This is a genomic window from Gordonia sp. 'Campus', assembly GCF_022206305.1.
In the GTDB taxonomy this organism is placed as follows: Bacteria; Actinomycetota; Actinomycetes; order Mycobacteriales; family Mycobacteriaceae; genus Gordonia.
The window spans coordinates 358122-378491 of the sequence record NZ_JAKOIW010000002.1 but is presented as its reverse complement, the minus strand read 5'-3'; the positions used below and the strand labels follow the sequence as shown (position 1 = coordinate 378491).

Below are 20370 nucleotides of genomic sequence, written 5' to 3'. Positions count from 1 at the left end.
GTGCTTCAGGGCGGGGCGGAGCCGTGGGGGGCGCCTCTCCGGGCGGGATCCGAACCGGCGCGGCGCGGGGACGGGACGCGTCCGGCACCGGCCGAGACTGCTCGGCCGGAGGTATCGCCGATGGCGCGGGCCGGCGTCCGGCCGGGTCCGCGGGCGGCTGACCCGCGCGGCGCCGGCGATGCCGGGTGTGCGGCGATCCCTCCGCCGGTTGGGTGAAGTAACGCAGGCGTTCGGGATCCATGCCCTCGGCCCGGCGCCCCTGGCTGTCCCGGTGTCGAGTGCGACGCCGATCGTCGGTCACCGAAGGGTCCTCTCCCGACTCTGTTGAGGGATCACCTGATTCACCGTCGCGCATCGAGCCATCCCTGAAGAATAGCGACCGCGGCGGCCTGGTCGATCACACTGCGCGACGACTTCACCGACCGGCCACTCGCGTGCAGCGCCTGTTGCGCCGTCACCGTCGTGAAACGTTCGTCCTGCCACTCCACGGCGACCGGCGCGATGCGGGCCGCGAGCCGGTCACCGAACTCCCGTGCCGTCTCTGCTGCCGCCCCAGAGGTGTTCTTGAGCGTCTTCGGCAACCCCACGACCACCGCGAGTACCTCGTACTCCGCGGCGAGCTCGGCGATCCGATCGAGATCGGTTGTGTCCGAAGGGGTTCGACGCACGGTCTCGACCGGTGTGGCCAGGATGCCATCAGGGTCGCAGACGGCGACCCCGATGCGCACACTCCCGACGTCGATGCCGAGGAGTCGACCGCGGGGCCGTGTGGGCCCGTCCGGCAGGGGCTGCGGCTGCGGCATCAGCCGACGAACTCGCGGATACGTGTGAGCGCGGCGTCGATCCCGCCCGGCTCGGTGCCCGAGCCCTGGGCGAGATCCGGCTTGCCGCCGCCGCGACCACCCACGAGCGGGGCCACCTCTTTCACGAGATCGCCCGCCTTGATCCCGGCATCGCGCGCTGCAGCGGTGGTCGCGATCACGAACGGCACCTTGGCATCCGGGCCGTCGCCGCTCGGCGAGAACAGTGCGATCACAGCCTGTCGGTCGGCGACCCGGCCGCGCAGGTCGGTCACCACCGAGCGCAGGCCATTGGCGTCGAGACCCGGCACTCGACCCTCGACCACCAGGGTGGCTCCGACCGTCCGCGCGGTGTCGAGGAGACCTGAGACCGCGGCGCGGGCAGCCTCGGCGCGCACCCGTTCGAGTTCCTTCTCCGCGTCGCGGAGCTTGGTGACGAGCTGTTCCACGCGCCCGGGCACCTCCTCCGACGGCACCTTGAGCGACGAGGCCAGGCCGGCGAGCAGCGCCCGCTCCTTCGACAGGAAGCGGAACGAGTCCATGCCGACGTACGCTTCGACGCGCCGGACCCCCGAACCGACCGAGGACTCCCCGATCAAGGTGATCGGGCCGATCTGCGACGACGACGCGACGTGCGTGCCGCCGCACAACTCCATCGAGAACGGCCCGCCGATCTCCACCACGCGCACGAGGTCGCCGTAGTTCTCACCGAACAGCGCCATCGCGCCCATCGCCTTGGCCTCGGCCAGGCCGGTCTCGAAGGTGTTGACCTGGTAGTTCGCCTCGACCGCGGCGTTGCTGATCTCCTCGATCTCGCGGCGCTGGGCCTCGGTGACCGGGCCCGTGGCGTTGAAGTCGAAGCGCAGGTAACCGGGGCGGTTCAGCGAACCGGCCTGGGTGGCGCCGGGGCCGAGCACCTCGCGCAGCGCGGCATGGACCATGTGTGTGCCCGAGTGACCCTGGGTGGCGCCGTGACGCCAGGCGGTGTCGACGGCGGCGAGCACCTCGTCGCCCTCTTCGATCTCGCCCTCGTCGATGCGGACCTTGTGCAGCCACACCGACTTCCCGACCTTCTGCACGTCGGTGACCGACATGCGGACGCCCGAGCCGGTGGTGATGGTGCCGACGTCGGCCATCTGACCGCCGGATTCGGCGTACAGCGGCGTGCGGTCGAGGACGACGGTCAGCTCCTGGCCGGCCGAGGCGGCCGGGAGTCGCGCACCGTCGGCGACGAGACCGAGAACCCGTGCCTCCGAGACGAGTTCGTCGAATCCGGTGAACTCGGTGGGCCCACGGTCCAGGAAATCGCGGTACACACTGAGGTCGGCATGCCCGGTCTTGCGGGCCGTGGCGTCGGCCTTCGCACGCTGCTTCTGCTCGGCCATGAGAGCGGTGAAGCCCTCCTGATCGACGGCGAGACCCGCCTCGGCCGCCATCTCCAGCGTGAGGTCGATCGGGAATCCGTACGTGTCGTGCAGGGTGAAGGCGTCGGAGCCGGTGATGGTGGTGCGCGACGCGTCCTTGGTGGCGGTCGCGGCGTCGGCGAACAGCTTCGAACCCGCGGCGAGGGTCTTGGAGAAGGAGGCCTCCTCGCCCACCGCAACGTCGACGATGTGCTTGCGCTGTGTCTCGAGTTCGGGGTACGACGGCGCCATCAGATCGATGACCTTGCCGATGATCGTGCCCATGGTGGGCTTGTCGTCGGCGCTCCCGGCGCCGAGAAGGCGCATGGACCGGACCACCCGCCGCAGCAGACGACGCAGGACATATCCCCGGCCGTCGTTGCCGGGCAGCACGCCGTCGCCGATCAGCATGGCCGACGTACGGGCGTGGTCGGCGACGACGCGGAACCGGACGTCGTCGTCGTGCGAACCGGCGCCGTAGGCCCGCCCGGACAGCTGCGCGGCGAGGTCGATGATCGGCTTGCAGAGATCGGTGTCGTAGACGTTGTCCACGCCCTGCAGGATGCAGGCCACGCGCTCGACACCCATGCCGGTGTCGATGTTCTGCTTCGGCAACGGACCGAGGATCTCGTAGTTGTCCTTGCCGCCGCCGGGGCCGCGGACGTTCTGCATGAACACGAGATTCCAGATCTCGATATAACGGTCCTCGTCGGCCTCGGGGCCGCCTTCGACGCCGTACTCGGGGCCTCGGTCGTAGAAGATCTCCGAGCACGGACCACACGGCCCGGGCACGCCCATCGACCAGTAGTTGTCCTTCATCCCGCGCCGCTGGATGCGTTCGGCGGGCACGCCGATCTCGTCCCGCCAGATGGCCTCCGCCTCGTCGTCGTCGAGGTAGACCGTCGGCCAGAGCTTCTGTGGGTCGATACCGAAACCGCCGTCGTCGACGCTGTTGGTCAGCAGTGTCCAGGCGAAGGTGATGGCCTCCCGCTTGAAGTAGTCGCCGAAGGAGAAGTTGCCCGCCATCTGGAAGAAGGTGTTGTGCCGGGTGGTGATGCCCACCTCGTCGATGTCCAGGGTCCGGACGCACTTCTGCACGCTGGTCGCCCGCGAGTAGGGCGGGGTCTGCTCCCCCAGGAAGAACGGCTTGAACGGGACCATGCCGGCATTGACGAAGAGCAGGTTGGGATCGTCGAGCAGCAACGAGGCACTGGGCACCTCGGTGTGCCCGGCCTTGATGAAGTGGTCCAGAAAGCGCTTCCGGATGTCATGCGTCTGCACTGTGGTGTTCGTCCTCGCCGTTGGTGGTAGCGGCCGTCGGTTGTCGCGACATCTCAGACTACCGTCGGCGCACCGCGCAGCGGCGCATGGACTCTCATCTGCGCGAACTCAGCGAGAGCGTCTGCGCGACACCGCCCCGCGCACGATCGACCGCAGCTTGGCCACCCGCGGCCCGATCTCGCGTTCCACCCCGTGGTCGGTCGGGATGTAGTAGTCCCTGCCGACCAGATCGTCCGGCGGATACTGTTGCGGCACAACACCGTCGGGATCGTCGTGCGGATATCGGTAGGCGACGCCGCTGCCGAGCTTCTTGGCCCCCGGATAGTGACTGTCACGCAGGTGCGCGGGCACGGCGCCCGCCTTGCCCGACTCGACATCGGCGAGTGCGGCGCCGATGGCCGCGACGACCCCCGCCGACTTCGGGGCCGTCGCGAGGTGGATGGTCGCCTGCGTCAGCGCGAGTTTGGCCTCGGGCATCCCGACCAGGTTGACGACCTGGGCGGCCGCCACGGCCGTCTGCAGTGCTGTCGGATCGGCCATGCCGATGTCCTCGCTCGCATGGATCATCAGGCGACGCGCGATGAACCGCGGGTCCTCCCCCGCCGCGATCATCCGCGCGAGGTAGTGCACGGCGGCGTCCACGTCGGACCCGCGGATGGACTTGATGAATGCACTGGTCACGTCGTAGTGCTGATCGCCGTCGCGGTCGTAGCGCACCGCGGCACGGTCGATCGCGGTCTCCACGTCGGCCAGATCTATCCGATCGGTGGCATCCGCGCTGGCCTCGAGTGCGGTCAGCGCCCGCCGCGCGTCGCCGCCGGACACCGCGACGAGATGGTCGTAGGCGGCGTCGGTGACCTCGACCGCACCGTCGAGTCCGCGGGGGTCGGCGACGGCGCGCATGAGCACCTCGCGGATGTCGGAGTCGGTGAGCGACCGCAACTGGAGGACCAGCGACCGGGACAGCAACGGCGCGACGACCGAGAACGACGGATTCTCGGTGGTGGCCGCGACCAGCAGCACGATCCGGTTCTCCACGGCGTCGAGAAGCGCGTCCTGCTGGGTCTTGGAGAACCGGTGGACCTCGTCGATGAACAGGACCGTCTGCTGACTGCCGTTCGTGGTGTCGCCGATGAGACGTCGGCGGGCGACGTCGATGACCGCCCGGACCTCTTTGACTCCCGCCGACAATGCCGACAGCGCCTCGAACCGCCCGCCCGTGGCCCGGGCGATCAGTGAGGCCATCGTGGTCTTGCCGGTTCCCGGCGGACCGTACAACAGCACCGAGGCCGCCCCGGAGCCGCTGATCAGTCGTCGCAGCGGCGAGCCGGTGCCCAGCAGGTGCTGCTGTCCGACGATCTCGTCCAGCGTCTGCGGACGCATGCGTACCGCGAGCGGTGCGCCCGGCGGCGGTGCGGTGAGCCCGCCCGCCCCGGGCCCGGCAGTACCGGCCCGAGGGTCGTCGGGTGGGTCGAACAGTCCGTCCACGAGCGTGTCAGGCCAGCCAGATGCGCTGCAGCGCGACGCCCATCGAGGTCGCGAACACCGAGGTCTCGTCGTCTCCGGCGCGCCCGGCGGCAGCCGCGAGGTCGGTCCACCGGCTCACGATCACGCGCGGGTCGTTGGTGTGCAGGGCCCAGTCGTGGGTGAATCCGGCCGCCGAGAACGTGAGGGCGTCGGAGTCGGCCGCTGGGTCGGTGACGGTCCCGGAGTCGGTGGTGGTCCCGGAGTCGGTGGTGGTCCCGGAGTCGGTGGTGGTCTCTGCATCGCCCGGCAACATCCATGCCGTGGACAGCCACACCCACAGCAGTCGTGCGAGGAGCACCTTGCGCTGCATCTCGCGTTCGTGGGCGAGCGCCGGCCAGATCGAGTGCACCTCCGACCGCCATGCGTCGACCATCGACACCTCGAGGTCGGTGGCGCGCGCCGAGGTGCGCGGCGGCAGCTGGGCCGTGAGGGTGACCAGCGCGTAGGCGATGTCGAGGGTCGCGTCGCGGAAACCGCCCCATTCGTAGTCCATGAACTGGACGCCGTCGTCGTTGAGGATGATGTTCTCCGGTCCGACATCGGACGGGCTGAACGCGCGATGGTCGCCGTCGTCGAACAGGGTGGCCGCCGCACGCAGCGAACCGATGACGTGCTCGGGAACGTCCACACCCAGCACCGCGGCGTGTCCGGCGACCGAGTCGATCGCGCGCAGCGCCTCGTCGCGGAGGATGTCGCGTCCCTGGGTGCCCGACGGCCCGCGCCGCAGCAGCGCGAGGAAGTCGACCTCGCCACCGACCGTGGCCGCGTGCATCCGGCCGAGCGCCTGACCCCAGGCACTGACCGCGCGCGAGGTCTCGACGGGATCGACGCCGGCCAGGAACTCCAGCATCGACCGACCGTGGCCGAGGTCGGACAGGACCATGATGCGTTGATCGGTGTCGGACGCGATCAGCTGCGGGCCCGGACGGGACTCGTTCGGGAGCGCGGTCGCATATTTGTACGACGCGATCTCACGGTGAAAGGCCTGCGGATCCTCATGCCCGGGCAGCGCCTTGATGACCAGTGATCGGTCGAGGCTGAGAGGGTTCTGTGCGACCCTCACCCGCACGACCGTCGTGCGGCCGCTCCCGCCGAGGTCCTCGGGATCGTCCAGCACGACCGCTGATCCGGCGCGATGTGACAGCAGCGCCTCTGCCGCCCGCACCACGCTGGTGATGCGGCTTTCCGTAATGACCGTCATGTCGCCCACCAACCTACCCGTTGCCACGAGGTCGCGACAGCACTGTTCATCCATCTGTACCACGTTGCGGCTGGCAAAGTGCCGAAACGACATCCGAACACGCTGCGGCACACCGGTTTCGCCGAACCCGCGGGCCGACGCGGATGTTCAGCCCGCGTCCGGTCCCTCCCCAGCCGCCGATTCGGCCGGGCTCACGTCCACCGCGACGTCGATCCGGCTTCGGGTCGAGTCGGTGTAGATGACGCCCCGCAGAGGCGGCACGTCGTCGTAGTCCCGGCCCCACGCCACCGTGACGTGGCGTTCGTCGACCAGTTTGTCGTTGGTCGGATCGAAGGCCAGCCACCTGCCGTCGGGTAACCAGACCGCGGCCCAGGCATGGCTCGCGTCGGCGCCGAAGATCTTCTCCTTGCCCGGCGGCGGGTCGGTGGCCAGGTATCCCGATTCGTACCGCGCGGCGAGTCCCACCGAGCGCAGGCAGGCGATCGCGACACGTGCGAAGTCCTGGCACACGCCCTCCCGACGGGTCATCACCGTGTCGACCCGGGTGGAGATGGCCGTCGAGCCGGAACGATAGGCGAAGTCGGTGAAGATCCGGGTGGTCAGCTCGGTGGCCGCCTCGATCAAGGGCCGACCCGGCACGAACACCTCGGCCGCATAGTCGCGGACCGCCGGGGTGATCTCCGGCGGATCGAGGTCGAGGACGAACTCCGCAGCCAGCGCGGCGGCCCGTCCGGTCAGGGCGCCCGGGCGCGCGGCCTCCCAGGCGCACCGCGCCGCCGGACTCGACAGCAGCCCCTGGTCGATGGGATCCACCTCCACCACCGATCGGGCCGTGACCGTCAGGGCGCGGTGGGCGGTGCGCACGTGGAAGTAGCTGTCGTTGTTGCCGTAGACGTCGACGCCGGTGGAGCGGTCGTCGGGCTCGGGTTCGATCTCCAGCGATGTCGATCGCACCCGCTGGCCCGGGAGGTCCCGGGGGGTCAGATGGCACCGACCGTAGGAGGACGACACGTCGTCGTCGTAGGTGTAGCTGGTCCGGTGCATCACCCGGTACAGCCGTGAACTCATGACTGACCACCACCCCAGATCGGTCGCGCCTGCTGCGGCGTGGCGAACCGTGTCCGTGTCAGCAGGTCCGACAGGTCGCGGAGTCCGGCATGCAGGGTTCCCATGAGTTCATCGAGATCGGGGCGACGCCGCTGGGCGTCGACGCGGACGAGATCGGCGGGATCGCTGCGGCGGAGTTCGGCGATCATCTCCTGCACCGCACGTTCGGCGCCCGCCGACCGGAGGGTCTCGGGGGCGGCGGACAGGTCGGCGTTCATCTTCTCCAGCGAGAAGATCATCGACCTCGGATTGGTGGGATCGAACAGCAGCAGGTCGACGACGCCGTCCGGTCGATAGAGACCCCGGTTGCGGCGCCGATAGATCACCGATGACTCGTTGGCGACGAGGAAGGACTCCATCAACGCCTGTTCGACGTCGGTGTCACCGGCGTCGACGAAGAACGCCCGCGTCAGGTCGGCCAGCGTCAGAGCCCGCTCGATACGACGGCCGAGGTCCATGAAGATCCAGCTCGCGTCGTGCACCATCGACTCGGCCTGCAGTCCGGTCAGAGCCAGCACACCGTGGAGGATCTCGGCGTGCGCACGCGCGAGTTCGGGGCCGAGGTCGAGTGCGGCGTCGCCGAGACGGTCGGAACCCGATTCCGCCCGCGACTCGGCGAGCAGCCGAGATGTGGTGGCCACCGCTCGTTCGACCGGCGCGAGAACCATCCACGTACTGGTCGACATCTGGTCGCGGACGGCCCGCGCGCTGCTCACGAGCCGCTCCACGGAGTAGGCGATGGTCCCGGGAACCGAGCGTGCGACGGTGAGGTCGGCGATCTTCTCGATCGCCTCGTTGACCTGGTCGGGCGACGGCGGGCGGTCGGAGCCGGACACCAACAGATCGGCGGTGCGCAGGTAACCCGCGGTGCCGGTCACCGTCGCGACCGCGTGCAACACCAGCGGGACCGCCCGGGTGCCCGCCATCCACGGCCGGTACTGGAAGTCCTGATAGCGCTCGCGCGACACCTTCGCCAACCGGGTCACCAGTTCGGTGCGCTCGCCGTAGCGGCCCAGCCAGAACAGATCGGCCAGCACCCGAGGGCTGGCGGCGGCCGCGACGTCGGAGTATCCGGTCGGCACGACCCGTCCCGGGGCGATGACCGCGACCTCCTCGGCCGGCTCGGCCCGCGTCTCGGAGCGTCGCGACACGTGGCCGCCGACGTCGGTGCTCGTCACCCACACGTCCTTGGCGGCCACCACGTGGTGCGCCGCGCCCTCGGCCCCGTCGGCCAGAACCGCACCCAGCCCGCCGGGCATCACGGCGTATCCGGGCCCCTGCGCGACACTGAACGCGCGCACCGACACCGGCGCCGCCCGCAGCGTGCCGGGTTGACCGGTCCGCACCTGACCCGACCGCGTCCCCCCGGGGGTGATGGTCGGCGCCACCGAGAACGCCTCGAGCTCGCGGGCCACCCACTGCCAGGTCTGGGCCTCGATGCGAGCGGCGAGGTCGGCTCGATCGGCCGTGGCGAGCATGGGACCGATGAACTCCTCGTCCGTGCAGGTGTTGGTGACCACCAGCGACCCGAGGGATGCCTGGATCTTGGTGCGCTGCAACGGGTCACCGGCCCAGTATGTGCGGACCGACCCCAGGAGCAGGTCGTCGTCGAGCAGCGCCGGCGCGAGCCGTTCGAGCACCGTGTGCAGAGCAGGGTTCTCCAGCACACCCGAGCCGAGGGTGTTGAGCACGGTCACGTTGCCGCGTGAGATCGCCTCGACCAGACCGGTCACGCCCAGCCGGGAGTCGGTACGCAGGTCGAGGGGGTCGGTGTAGGCGGCGTCGACGCGCCGCAGCAGCACATCGACTCGTTTGTACCGGCCGAGCGAACGCATGTAGACCGCGCCGTCCCGGACGGTGAGGTCGGCACCCTCGACCAGCGGGAAGCCGAGCACCGACGCCAGATATGCCTGGTCGAACGCGGTCTCGGACATGCTGCCGGGGCTGAGCACCGCCACCGTCGGGTCATCGACCCCGGGTGGCGCGTACTCGGTCAGGGCCAGCCGCATCGTGGCCGAGAAGTTCGCCATCGGGCGCGGGGCACATGCCTGGAAGAGCTGCGGGAAGGTCTTCGACATGAGGCGGCGCCCGACGATCGCGTAGCCGACGCCCGAGGGCGCCTGCGTGCGGTCGCGGTAGGCGACGAAGCGGCCGTCGGCGGTTCGCGAGATGTCGACGGCGTGCAGGAACAGCGCATGGGGCCCGGCGACCTCGAGGCGCGCTGCCTTGCGGATGTACCCCGGGTGCCCGAACACCATCTCGGGCGCGACCAGTCCGGAGGTGATCGTCTTCTGATCGCGGTAGAGATCGCGGAGCAGGAGGTCGAGCAGCATCGAACGCTGCGTGATCGCCTTCTCGAGGTCGGCCCACTCGACACCGTCGACGACGAGCGGGACGGCGTCGACCTCCCAGTCGCGGGTGACCGTGTCGTGGCCGTCGAACTCGTTGTAGACGACACCGTCGTCGCTGACCGATGCAGCGAGCCGGGCGGCCGATTCCCGCAGGCGGCCGTCGCCGCGCACCTGGTAGACCCGCGCGAGGTCCTGCCATGCGGAACGTACGGTGCCGGCGGGATCCAGGAGCTCGTCGTAATGCTCGACCGGTCGATCGGCACCGGGCCCGGCGTCGACGATCCGGTCCGGATCGAAGAGCGTGTACCCCTCTGCGCGGTAGCGATCGAACACCGCGGAAGCGTTGCCCGGCGAAGAGGTCACCGGAGCACTGTACGTGCCGGTCACCGTTCCCGCGTCTCGGGGACCCGGCCTCACCGCAGTGGCGTCAGCTGCCCGGCGTCGGCGCCTTCTGACCGTCGGCCGCCTCGGCGCCGCCCCGCGGTGCGGGCTTCGCGTCGATGCCCGACTCCTTGCGCTGCTGCGCGGTGATCGCGGCGGGTGCCTCGGTCAGCGGGTCGACGCCGCCGCCGGACTTCGGGAACGCGATCACCTCGCGGATCGAGGATTCACCGGCGAGCAGCGCGGTGATGCGATCCCAGCCGAAGGCGATGCCGCCGTGCGGCGGTGCGCCGTAGGCGAAGGCGTCGAGGAGGAAGCCGAACTTCTCCTGCGCCTCGTCGTGGCTGATGCCCATGATCTCGAAGACGCGCTCCTGCACGTCGCGACGGTGGATACGGATCGATCCGCCGCCGATCTCGTTGCCGTTGCACACGATGTCGTACGCGTAGGCCAGGGCCGAACCGGGATCGGACTCGAGGGCGTCGATCGACTCCGGCTTCGGCGAGGTGAAGGCGTGGTGTACCGCGGTCCAGGCCGAGTGCCCCAGTGCGACATCACCGGACGCGGTCGCCTCGGCGGCGGGCTCGAACATCGGCGCGTCGACGACCCACGTGAACGCCCAGTCGCCGTCCTTGATGAGGCCTAGCTTCGACGCGATCTCGCCGCGGGCGGCGCCCAGCAGCGCGCGGGTCGACTTGACCTCTCCCGCCCCGAAGAACACACAGTCGCCGGGCTGCGCACCGACGTGGGCGGCCAGACCGGCGCGCTCGTCGTCGGACAGGTTCTTGGCGACCGGCCCCGACAGCGTGCCGTCTTCGGCGATCAGGACGTACGCGAGGCCCTTGGCGCCGCGCTGCTTGGCCCATTCCTGCCAGGCGTCGAGCTGACGACGCGGCTGCGACGCGCCGCCGGGCATGACCACGGCACCGACATACGGAGCCTGGAAGACGCGGAACGGGGTGTTCGCGAAGTACTCGGCACACTCCACGAGTTCGATGCCGAAACGCAGATCCGGCTTGTCCGAACCGAATCGGCGCATCGCGTCGGCGTAGGTCATGCGCGGGATCGGGGTCGCGATGTCGACGCCGATCAGCTTCCACAGTGCGACGAGGATCTCCTCGGCGACCGCGATCACGTCGTCCTGGTCGACGAAGCTCATCTCGATGTCGAGCTGGGTGAACTCGGGCTGCCGGTCGGCGCGGAAGTCCTCGTCGCGGTAGCAGCGCGCGATCTGGTAGTAGCGCTCCATACCCGCGACCATGAGCAGCTGCTTGAACAGCTGCGGGCTCTGCGGCAGTGCGTAGAAGGTGCCGGGCTGCAGGCGTGCCGGGACCAGGAAGTCCCGAGCCCCCTCCGGCGTCGACCGGGTCAGGGTGGGGGTCTCGATCTCGGTGAAATCGCGTGCGGCGAGCACTCCGCGCGCGGCCGCGTTCGCCTTCGAGCGCAGGCGCAGCGCCGCGCTCGGGCCCTCACGACGGAGGTCGAGGTATCGGTGACGCAGGCGCGCCTCCTCGCCCGGCGACTCGTCGAGCTGGAACGGCAGCGGCGCCGACTCGTTGAGCACCTCGAGTCCGACGGCGTTGATCTCGATCTCGCCGGAGCTGAGGTTGGGGTTCTCACTGCCCTCGGGTCGCACCTCGACGACGCCGGTCACGGCGACGCAGTACTCGGCACGCAGCCGGTGCGCGGCCGCGGCGACCGCCTCGTCCCGGAACACCACCTGGACGAGCCCGGTCGAGTCACGCAGGTCGATGAAGACGACGCCACCGTGGTCACGCCGGCGTGCGACCCACCCGGCGACGGTGACGGTCTGCGACGCGTCGGCGCGACGCAGCGAACCTGCGGAATGCGTGCGGAGCACTGAGAGTCCTTCCCAACGATCGAATCGGCCCGACGGGAACGCAGGCCAGGTGTCCATGGTGCCGCATCGGCACGCGTGGACGTCAATCGCCTGCCCCCGCCGGGCCCGACGACCGTGCCAGAATGGGTCGCGTGACCTTCCAGGGCAGCGGATCGATCGACACCGGCAGCGTTTCCGGAGGTGGGGGCGGTGGCGGGGGCGGTCGGATCGCACTCGGCGGCGGTGCGGGACTGATCCTGACGATCGTCGCGCTGCTCTTCGGTGTGAATCCCGGCGAGATCCTCGGCACCGAGGGCCCCCAGCAGGGCACGTCCTCGGACGCCGCGCAGATCCAGCAGCAGCTCGACTCGTGCACGTACGAGATGGCGAACGAGAACACGATCTGCCGGATCAAGGCGACCACGGTCAGCGTCGACACGGTGTGGTCGGATCTCTGGCCGGATTACCAGCCGCCCCAGACGGTGATCTTCGCCGACGCCGTCCGCACCGGTTGCGGCGCCGCGAGTTCGGCGACCGGTCCCTTCTACTGCCCCGCCGACTCCACCGCCTACTTCGACCCGTCGTTCTTCACGCAGCTGCGCCGGATGGGTGGCAGTGACGGGCCGCTCGCCCAGGAGTACGTCGTGGCCCACGAATACGGCCACCATGTCCAGAACCTGACGGGCGCTCTCGCGAAAGGCCAGCGGATGGGTTCGCAGGGGCCTCGTTCGGGGTCGGTCCGGGTGGAGTTGCAGGCCGACTGTCTCGCCGGGGTGTGGGCTCACCACGCCGACGACGGCCCCGACGCCCTGCTCGCGCCGATCTCCGACGAGCAGATCGCGACCGTGATCCAAACCGCCAAGGCGATCGGCGACGACACGATCCAGGGGCCCGGCTCCAACCCGGAGGGCTGGACGCACGGTTCGGCCGCCCAGCGCACCCGCTGGTTCACGGTCGGTTACCAGTCCGGCGACCCCGACCGATGCGACACGTTCGCCACCGACGACCTGTGAACGCCGACCGGTGACCGCCGTCGACCAGGCCTCGTCTCGTCCGCCCACCGCGGTCGATGCCATCGCGAACGCACACCTCGACCGGTTGTGCGCACTCGACCCGCTCTTCGCGACCGAGATCGGTCACGGTGAGCACGACGACCGGCTGACCGACTTCTCCGCGCAGGCCTGTTCGGAACGTGCCGAGGTCGCCGCGGCAACGCTGACCGCGCTCGCCGACGCTGAGATCACCGATGCCGTCGACCGGGTCACGGTCGCCACGATGAGCGCGTCGCTCCGGCGCGAACTCGCGCTCGCCGATGCAGGCGAGCAGATCGGCGACTGCAACGTCATCGCCTCACCGCTGCAGGCCATCCGCGACATCTTCGACCTGATGCCGACCGAGACCCGGGAGCAGCGCGAGGTCTTCGTCGCACGTCTGACCGCCGTACCCGGCGCCCTCACCGGCGTCGTCGACGGGCTCGCACACCGGCTTCGTCACGGGCCGTCGCTCGCACGTCGGCAGGTCGAGGCCGTGGCACGTCAGTCCGAGTCCGCGGCCGAGGCCATCGCGGCGAACACGGCGACGATCGCGACCGATCCGGCACTGGCCGGCACCTTGGGCACCGCACTCGACGCCGCGCGCACCGCTTTCGGGACGTTCGCGAACTATCTCCGCACGGGCGTCGTGGGCAGCGCACTCGACGACGACGCCGTCGGCCGGGAGCGCTATCTTCTCCACCTGCCCGCCTACCTCGGCGCGGACGCCGACCCCGACGACGCGTACGCGTGGGCGATCACCCGACTCGAACAGATCGTCGCCGAGCAGCACGAGATCGCCGAAGGACTGCTCCCCGGACGAGGAGTCGCCGACACGCTCGCCTGGCTCGATCGGCAACCGCAGTACCAGATCCACGACCGGCACAGGTTCGTCGACTGGATGCAGGAGACCTCCGACGCCGCGGTCGACGGACTGGGCGGCACCCACTTCGACATCCCGGCGCGGCTTTCTCGGCTCGAATGTCGCCTGGCCCCGTCGTCGACCGGGATCATCTACTACACGCAGCCGACGGAAGACCTGTCGCGCCCGGGGCGCATGTGGTGGTCGGTGCCGCAGGACCAGACCGTCTTCCACACCTGGCAGGAGAAGACGACCGTCTACCACGAGGGAGTGCCGGGCCATCACCTCCAGCTCGGCTCCGCCATCGTCGATCCCGACCTGAACTCGTGGCGCAAACTCGCCTCCTTCACCTCCGGCCATGGCGAGGGGTGGGCGCTTTATGCCGAACGCCTCATGGACGAGCTCGGCTGGCTCGAGGATCCCGGTGACCGCATGGGAATGCTCGACTCGCAACGGCTCCGGGCGGCGCGCGTGGTCGTCGACATCGGGGTGCACTGCAGACTGCCCGCGCCGGAGTCGCTCGGCGGGGGCATCTGGGATGCGGACAAGGCCTGGGAGTTCCTGACCTCGTCGGTGGCGATGGACCATGCGGTCCTGCGCTTTGAACTCGACCGTTATCTCGGCTGGCCGGGGCAGGCGCCGTCCTACGCGCTGGGTCAGCGGGTCTGGGAGCAGACCCGCACCGCGGCCCTGCGCGCGCATCCGGAGTGGACGCTCAAGGACTTCCACTCGCGCGCACTGGCATTGGGCGGCGTATCCCTCGATGTGCTGGCCGACGAGGTGGTTCGCTGACGCGTCAGCGCAGGAGCTGCGAGACCTGGGACACGACGTCGTCGAGTGCCACCTGACGCTGTTCGCCGTTGCCGAGATCCTTGACCTCGATCCGCCGTTCGGCGAGTTCGTTCTCCCCCAGGACCAACGCCAGCCGGGCACCCGAACGGTCGGCGGCCTTCATCGCACCCTTGAGCCCGCGATCGCCGTAGGCGAGGTCGACGCTGATCCCGGCGGCGCGCAGTGCGCCCGCGACACCGACGAGTTCGGCCTTCGCCGCCGCGCCGAGCGGAACCCCGAAGACCTGGCAGCGAGCCGCCTCGGTCCCCGCGACGCCCTCGGCCTCGAGGGCGAGCATGGTGCGGTCGACACCGATCCCGAATCCGATGCCGGAGAGATCCTGCTTGGCACCGAGCTGCCGCATCAGACCGTCGTAGCGTCCGCCGCCGCCGATGCCCGACTGGGCACCCAGGCCGTCGTGCACGAACTCGAAGGTCGTCTTGGTGTAGTAGTCCAGACCGCGGACCAGACGCGGATTGATCTCATAGGCGACGCCGAGACGGTCCAGGTGCGCGAGGACGAGGTCGAAGTGGGCCTTGGCGTCCTCGGACAGGTAGTCGATGAGCAGCGGCGCCCCCGCGGTGGCCGCTTTGACCTCGGGACGCTTGTCATCGAGCACCCGCAGCGGGTTGATCTCCGCGCGGGCGCGCGTCGCCTCGTCGAGGTCGAGGCCGAACAGGAACTCCTGCAACGCTTCCCGATAGCGCGGCCGGGACTCGTCGTCGCCGAGCGAGGTGATCTCGAGGCGGAACCCGGACAGCCCGAGACGTCGATAACCCTCGTCCGCGATCGCGATGACCTCCGCGTCGAGCGCCGGGTCGTCGACGCCGATGGCCTCCACGCCCACCTGCTGCAGCTGGCGGTACCGGCCGGTCTGCGGCTTCTCGTACCGGAAGAACGGTCCGGCGTAGCAGACCTTGACGGGCAGCTGGCCACGGTCGAGACCGTGCTGGATGACGGCACGGACGACGCCCGCCGTGCCTTCCGGCCGCAGCGTCACCGAACGGTCACCGCGGTCGGCGAAGGTGTACATCTCTTTGCTCACCACATCGGTCGACTCACCGACCCCGCGTGCGAACAGCGCAGTGTCCTCGAAGACGGGCAGTTCGATGTGGCCGTACCCGGCGCGGCGCGCGGCCTCGGTGAGCGTGTCCCGGACCCGCCGGAAGTCCGCCGAGGCGGGCGGGAGGTAGTCGGGGATGCCCCGGGGGGCCTGAAATGCTCCGCTCACAGTCCGTGTCGTCCCTTCGGTCGTGTGCTCTGGATGTCGAGGCCGGTCAGGAACGGATTGCTCGCCCTCTCCTGGCCGATGGTCGTCTGGGGGCCGTGTCCGGGCAGGACGACGGTCTCCGCGGGCAGCGGAAGCAGCTTCGCAGCGATCGAATCGAGGAGCTGCTGATGATCGCCGCCCGGCAGGTCGGTTCGTCCGATCGAGCCGGCGAACAACACGTCACCGGAGAAGCAGACCGGCACGACCTCGGGCGTGTCGGCACCGGCGGCCTCGCGCGTCTCCGGCGGGACGTCGACCTCCACGCCCAGGACCACCGAACCCTGGGTGTGGCCCGGCGCCAGATCGACCGAGAAGGAGATGCCGGCCAGGTCGACCGCCTCACCGTCGACGAACTCGATCACCTTCTCCGGCTCGGCGAACTCCTCGTCGCCGATCATGGCGCCGAGAGCCCGGCCGATGCCGAGACCGGGCTCGGCGAGCATCGGCCGGTCGGCGGGGTGGATGTAGGCCGGGATCGAGTACTCGTCGCACAACTCGGTCGCGTTCCACGTGTGATCGAGATGTCCGTGGGTGAGCAGCACCGCCACCGGGGTCAACTCGTGCTCGGCCAGCAGTTCCCGGACCTGGGGCGCCGCATCCTGACCCGGGTCGATGATCACCGCTTCCGATGCAGGACCGGTCGCGACGACGTAGCAGTTCGTCTGAAACATCCCGGCGGGGAATCCGGTGATCAGCATGGTGCTCCTCGGTCGGCTCGGTTGGTGACGCCAGATGTCGGGGTCCATTGTTGCGCAGGAGGCCCGCGCACCCGACATCGGTGCGTTTCCGACCGACTCCCGCCGCTGGTGGTGTCCTCGCTCACCACCCGCCGCATCAGCTTCTCAGGTACAACTGGCACACTTGCCTACCGAGTAGTGACGTCCGCGCATTCGTCGGCACCTCGTGCCGCGCAATCGTCGGCACTGAGGTGCCGGATTCAGGAGGATCCACCCGCGTGTCCACCAATGAGGAGCGCCGCGAGGCGGCCAAGCGGAAGCTCGAAGAACGCCTCGAGAGCGAGCGCCTCGCCCGGCGCAAGCGGAAGATCATGATCGCGTCCATCTCCACGGCCGTCGTGGTGGCCGTCGTCGCGGGCGTCACGGCCGTCGTGGTGAAGAAGATCATGGACGACCGCGAGGCGGCTCGGTGGACGACCTGCGCCTTCGAGGACTCGCCGAGTCGATTCGATCAGCTCCCCGCCCAGGTGCCCGACAACGTGCCCGCCGATCAGCGGGCGCAGTACCAGGCCGAACTCGACGAGTTGAAGGCCGCGGCCAAGAACGAGCGGACCTCACCCAAACCCGACGACCGCGTCCTGAAATCGGGCACCGAGCAGGTCACCTTCACCACGTCGCAGGGCGTCCTGCCCATCACCCTCGAACGCGACGGCGCTCCGTGCAACACCGCTGCGGTGACCTCGCTCATCGAGAACAAGTTCTACGACGACTCGACCTGCCATCGCATGACCACCAGCGACAAGCTGAAGATCCTGCAGTGCGGCGACCCGACCGGAACCGGCATGAGCGGACCGGGGTGGACCAGTCCCGACGAGCCGCCGACCGACCTGAAGAAGGTCGGCCAGCCCGACCCGATGTCGGGATCACAGCCCGTGATCTACCCTCGCGGCACCATCGCGATCGCCAACAGCAGCCAGGGCGGGCAGAACCCCAACACCGGCTCCAGCCAGCTGTTCATCGTCATCAACGACAGTGAACTCGGTCCCGACTACTCGATCGTCGGCAAGGTCGACGAACCGGGACTGGCGGTCCTCGACAAGATCTACGCGGGCGGCATCAACCCCGGCCCGGTCGGCAGCCAGCCCGGCGACGGCGAACCCAAGCTGCCGGTGACCATCCAGACCGCCACCATCGACTAGTCGACCCACCTCCGCTCCCTGAGGTGCGAGCGAAGCGAGCCACGAAGGGCATCGTGAGGTGCCGCGGCACGCCCTTCGTGGCTCGTCGCCATCGCTCCTCACACCTCAGGGACCAGGGCGGTCAGGCTGCGGAGGTCACCCGATAGACGTCATAGACGCCCTCGACGTTGCGGACAACGTTCAGCACGTGTCCGAGATGCTTCGGGTCGCCCATCTCGAAGGTGAATTTGCTGATGGCCACCCGGTCGCGGCTCGTCGCCACCGACGCGGACAGGATGTTGACCCGCTCGTCGGCGAGCACCTTGGTCACGTCGGAGAGCAGGCGGTGGCGGTCGAGTGCCTCGACCTGGATCGCGACCAGGAACACCGACTCCGGTGACGGCGCCCAGGACACGTCGAGGATTCGTTCTTCCTGCTGCCGAAGCGATTCCGCATTCGTGCAGTCGGTCCGGTGGACGCTGATCCCGCCACCGCGGGTCACGAAGCCCATGATCTCGTCGCCGGGCACCGGTGTGCAGCACTTGGCGAGTTTGATGACGACATTGTCGATCCCGTCGACCACCACGCCCGCGTCGCCGCCCTGCCGGGCCCGGGTCGGCATCGTCGACGGTGTGGACCGTTCAGCGATCGCCTCCTCGGCATCCTCGATCCCGCCCAGGGCGGCGACCAGGCGGTTGACGACATGCCGTGCCGAGACGTGGTTCTCGCCGACCGCGGTGTACAGCGCGGAGACGTCGGTATAGCGCAGTTCGCGGGCGATCGCCGACATCGACTCCGCACTCAGCAGTCGCTGCAGCGGGAGCCCGCCACGGCGGACCTCCTTCGCGATCGCGTCCTTGCCCGCCTCCAGGGCCTCCTCACGGCGCTCCTTGGCGAACCACTGCCGGATCTTCGCCTTGGCCCGCGGGGACACCACGAACGTCTGCCAGTCCTTCGACGGCCCGGCGGTCGGAGCCTTGGAGGTGAACACCTCCACCACTTCGCCGTTCTCGAGTTTGCGTTCGAGCGCCACGAGCCGGCCGTTGACACGGGCGCCGATACAGCGGTGCCCGACCTCGGTGTGCACGGCATAGGCGAAGTCCACCGGCGTCGACCCGGCGGGCAGGGTCACCACGTCCCCCTTGGGGGTGAACACGAAGATCTCGCGGACCGCGAGGTCGTAGCGCAGCGACTCCAGGAACTCCCCGGGGTCGGCCGCCTCACGCTGCCAGTCGAGCAACTGCCGCATCCACGCCATGTCGTCGATCTCGGCGGTGTCGGACTTCTTACCCGACCGGCGGTAACCGTTCTCCTTGTACCGCCAGTGCGCGGCGATGCCGAACTCGGCGGTCCGGTGCATCTCGTGGGTACGGATCTGCACCTCGAGCGGTTTGCCCTCGGGTCCGATCACGGTGGTGTGCAACGACATGTAGACACCGAAGCGGGGCTGGGCGATGTAGTCCTTGAACCGGCCGGCCATCGGCTGCCACAGGGAATGCACCACGCCGACCGCGGCATAGCAGTCGCGATCCTCCTCGCACAGGATGCGCATACCGACGAGATCGTGGATGTCGTCGAAGTCGCGGCCCTTCACGATCATCTTCTGATAGATCGACCAGTAGTGCTTGGGACGACCCTCGACGGTCGCGGTGATCCGCGCCCCGGCCAGCGCGTTGTTGATGTCGGCGCGGACGCGGGCGAGGTAGGTGTCGCGGGAGGGCGCACGGTCGGCGACGAGCCGCACGATCTCCTCGTATCGCTTGGGGTGCAGGATCGCGAACGACAGGTCCTCGAGCTCCCACTTCACCGTCGCCATACCGAGTCGATGCGCAAGCGGCGCAATGACTTCCAGCGTCTCCCGGGCTTTACGCGCCTGCTTCTCCGGCGGCAGGAAGCGCATCGTCCGCATGTTGTGGAGGCGGTCGGCCACCTTGATGACCAGCACCCGCGGGTCGCGGGCCATCGCGATGATCATCTTGCGGATGGTCTCGGCCTCCGCGGCGCTGCCGAGGGCCACCTTGTCGAGCTTGGTGACGCCGTCGACGAGGTGCGCCACCTCGGACCCGAAGTCGTTCTCGAGGGCTTGCAGGGAGTAGCCCGTGTCCTCGACCGTGTCGTGCAGGAGGGCAGCGATCAGTGTCGTGGTGTCCATGCCGAGGTCGGCGAGGATGGTGGCCACCGCCAGCGGATGGGTGATGTAGGGATCGCCGGACTTGCGCTTCTGCCCGCTGTGCCGTTCGTCGGCGACGTCGTAGGCCCGCTGCAGCAGCGCGACGTCGGCCTTCGGGTAGATCTCGCGGTGCAGCGTGGCGAGCGGTTCGAGGACCGGACGCACCTGGCTGCGGGTGGCCGTCATCCGGCGGGCGAGACGCGCACGCACCCGTCGGGACGCCGAGGTCGAGGTCGACGGCGAACCCGGGGCCATCATCGGCTGGGTGGCCGGTGCCTGCGTGGCCGGTGCCTGCGAGGCGGGCGCCTGGGAAGTCGGGGTCTGGCTGTTCGACGTCTGGACCGGACCGCCGGACGCGGCGGATCCGGCATCACCGTTCGCGGGCGACCCCACCGGGGTCAGGCCCCGCTGATCCGTGTCGGATTCATCGGGCATGACCGGGCCTCCTCGCGCCATGGTG

13 protein-coding genes and 1 pseudogene are annotated in these 20370 nt (G+C 69.4%); 3 read left to right on the top strand and 11 right to left on the bottom strand.

Translation table 11 applies throughout. The annotated features are described in order from the left end of the window. From MAY35_RS03775 to aspS, 8 genes and pseudogenes are all read right to left on the bottom strand, one after another. Positions 1-301, bottom strand: a pseudogene (locus tag MAY35_RS03775) (ABC transporter substrate-binding protein); the annotation flags it as partial. 40 nt (positions 302-341) lie between these two features. Continuing rightward, positions 342-803, bottom strand: a complete 462-nt coding sequence (gene ruvX, locus MAY35_RS03770) for a Holliday junction resolvase RuvX (RefSeq protein ID WP_238419332.1) — start codon at positions 801-803, stop codon at positions 342-344. After that, positions 803-3484 (bottom strand): alanine--tRNA ligase, encoded by a 2682-nt coding sequence (alaS, locus tag MAY35_RS03765; protein WP_238419330.1) that lies wholly within the window; start codon positions 3482-3484, stop codon positions 803-805. The genes ruvX and alaS overlap by 1 nt, the downstream gene beginning before the upstream one ends. Positions 3485-3592: 108 nt before the next feature. Continuing rightward, positions 3593-4972, bottom strand: a complete 1380-nt coding sequence (locus MAY35_RS03760) for a replication-associated recombination protein A (protein WP_238419329.1) — start codon at positions 4970-4972, stop codon at positions 3593-3595. A 7-nt stretch (positions 4973-4979) separates the two neighbouring features. Continuing rightward, positions 4980-6212, bottom strand: a complete 1233-nt coding sequence (locus MAY35_RS03755; RefSeq protein ID WP_238419328.1) for a hypothetical protein — start codon at positions 6210-6212, stop codon at positions 4980-4982. Between the two features lie 147 nt (positions 6213-6359). Then, positions 6360-7280, bottom strand: coding sequence for a transglutaminase family protein (locus tag MAY35_RS03750; RefSeq protein WP_238419327.1), 921 nt, complete (start codon positions 7278-7280; stop codon positions 6360-6362). After that, complete coding sequence (locus tag MAY35_RS03745) at positions 7277-10033, bottom strand: circularly permuted type 2 ATP-grasp protein (protein WP_238419326.1); 2757 nt, start codon at positions 10031-10033, stop codon at positions 7277-7279. Before MAY35_RS03745 ends, MAY35_RS03750 begins: the two co-directional genes overlap by 4 nt. A gap of 64 nt (positions 10034-10097) precedes the next feature. Beyond that, positions 10098-11912 carry an aspartate--tRNA ligase gene (gene aspS / locus MAY35_RS03740; RefSeq protein ID WP_238419325.1) on the bottom strand — a complete coding sequence of 605 codons (1815 nt, stop codon included), beginning with the start codon at positions 11910-11912 and terminating at the stop codon, positions 10098-10100. A gap of 131 nt (positions 11913-12043) precedes the next feature. Between aspS and MAY35_RS03735 the strand changes: the two genes are divergently transcribed. Next, entirely contained in the window at positions 12044-12904 is an 861-nt protein-coding gene (locus MAY35_RS03735) for a neutral zinc metallopeptidase (protein WP_238419409.1), read from the top strand. A gap of 10 nt (positions 12905-12914) precedes the next feature. Further along, the gene (locus MAY35_RS03730; protein ID WP_238419322.1) at positions 12915-14576 is read left to right on the top strand and encodes a DUF885 domain-containing protein; all 1662 of its coding nucleotides are present in this window, start codon (positions 12915-12917) and stop codon (positions 14574-14576) included. Between the two features lie 4 nt (positions 14577-14580). Here the strand turns inward: MAY35_RS03730 and hisS are convergent, their stop codons facing one another. Continuing rightward, the gene (hisS, locus tag MAY35_RS03725; protein WP_238419320.1) at positions 14581-15846 is read right to left on the bottom strand and encodes a histidine--tRNA ligase; all 1266 of its coding nucleotides are present in this window, start codon (positions 15844-15846) and stop codon (positions 14581-14583) included. Beyond that, positions 15843-16583, bottom strand: coding sequence for an MBL fold metallo-hydrolase (locus MAY35_RS03720; protein WP_238419317.1), 741 nt, complete (start codon positions 16581-16583; stop codon positions 15843-15845). Before MAY35_RS03720 ends, hisS begins: the two co-directional genes overlap by 4 nt. 257 nt (positions 16584-16840) lie before the next feature. On the opposite strand from MAY35_RS03720, the gene MAY35_RS03715 reads away from it, so the two are divergent. Then, a complete protein-coding gene (locus MAY35_RS03715) occupies positions 16841-17761 on the top strand; it encodes a peptidylprolyl isomerase (protein ID WP_238419316.1) in 921 nt (306 codons plus the stop codon). Positions 17762-17882: 121 nt separating this feature from the next. On the opposite strand, the gene MAY35_RS03710 is transcribed toward MAY35_RS03715, so the two are convergent. After that, a complete protein-coding gene (locus MAY35_RS03710) occupies positions 17883-20345 on the bottom strand; it encodes a bifunctional (p)ppGpp synthetase/guanosine-3',5'-bis(diphosphate) 3'-pyrophosphohydrolase (protein ID WP_238419314.1) in 2463 nt (820 codons plus the stop codon). Positions 20346-20370: the final 25 nt, after the last annotated feature.

Excerpts from the sequence above, each read along its gene's own strand:
- ruvX (WP_238419332.1), bottom strand. The coding sequence starts at position 803 with ATGCCGCAGCCGCAGCCCCTGCCGGACGGGCCCACACGGCCCCGCGGT.
- MAY35_RS03755 (WP_238419328.1), bottom strand. The coding sequence starts at position 6,212 with ATGACGGTCATTACGGAAAGCCGCATCACCAGCGTGGTGCGGGCGGCA.
- MAY35_RS03750 (WP_238419327.1), bottom strand. The coding sequence starts at position 7,280 with ATGAGTTCACGGCTGTACCGGGTGATGCACCGGACCAGCTACACCTAC.
- MAY35_RS03720 (WP_238419317.1), bottom strand. The coding sequence starts at position 16,583 with ATGCTGATCACCGGATTCCCCGCCGGGATGTTTCAGACGAACTGCTAC.
- MAY35_RS03710 (WP_238419314.1), bottom strand. The coding sequence starts at position 20,345 with ATGCCCGATGAATCCGACACGGATCAGCGGGGCCTGACCCCGGTGGGG.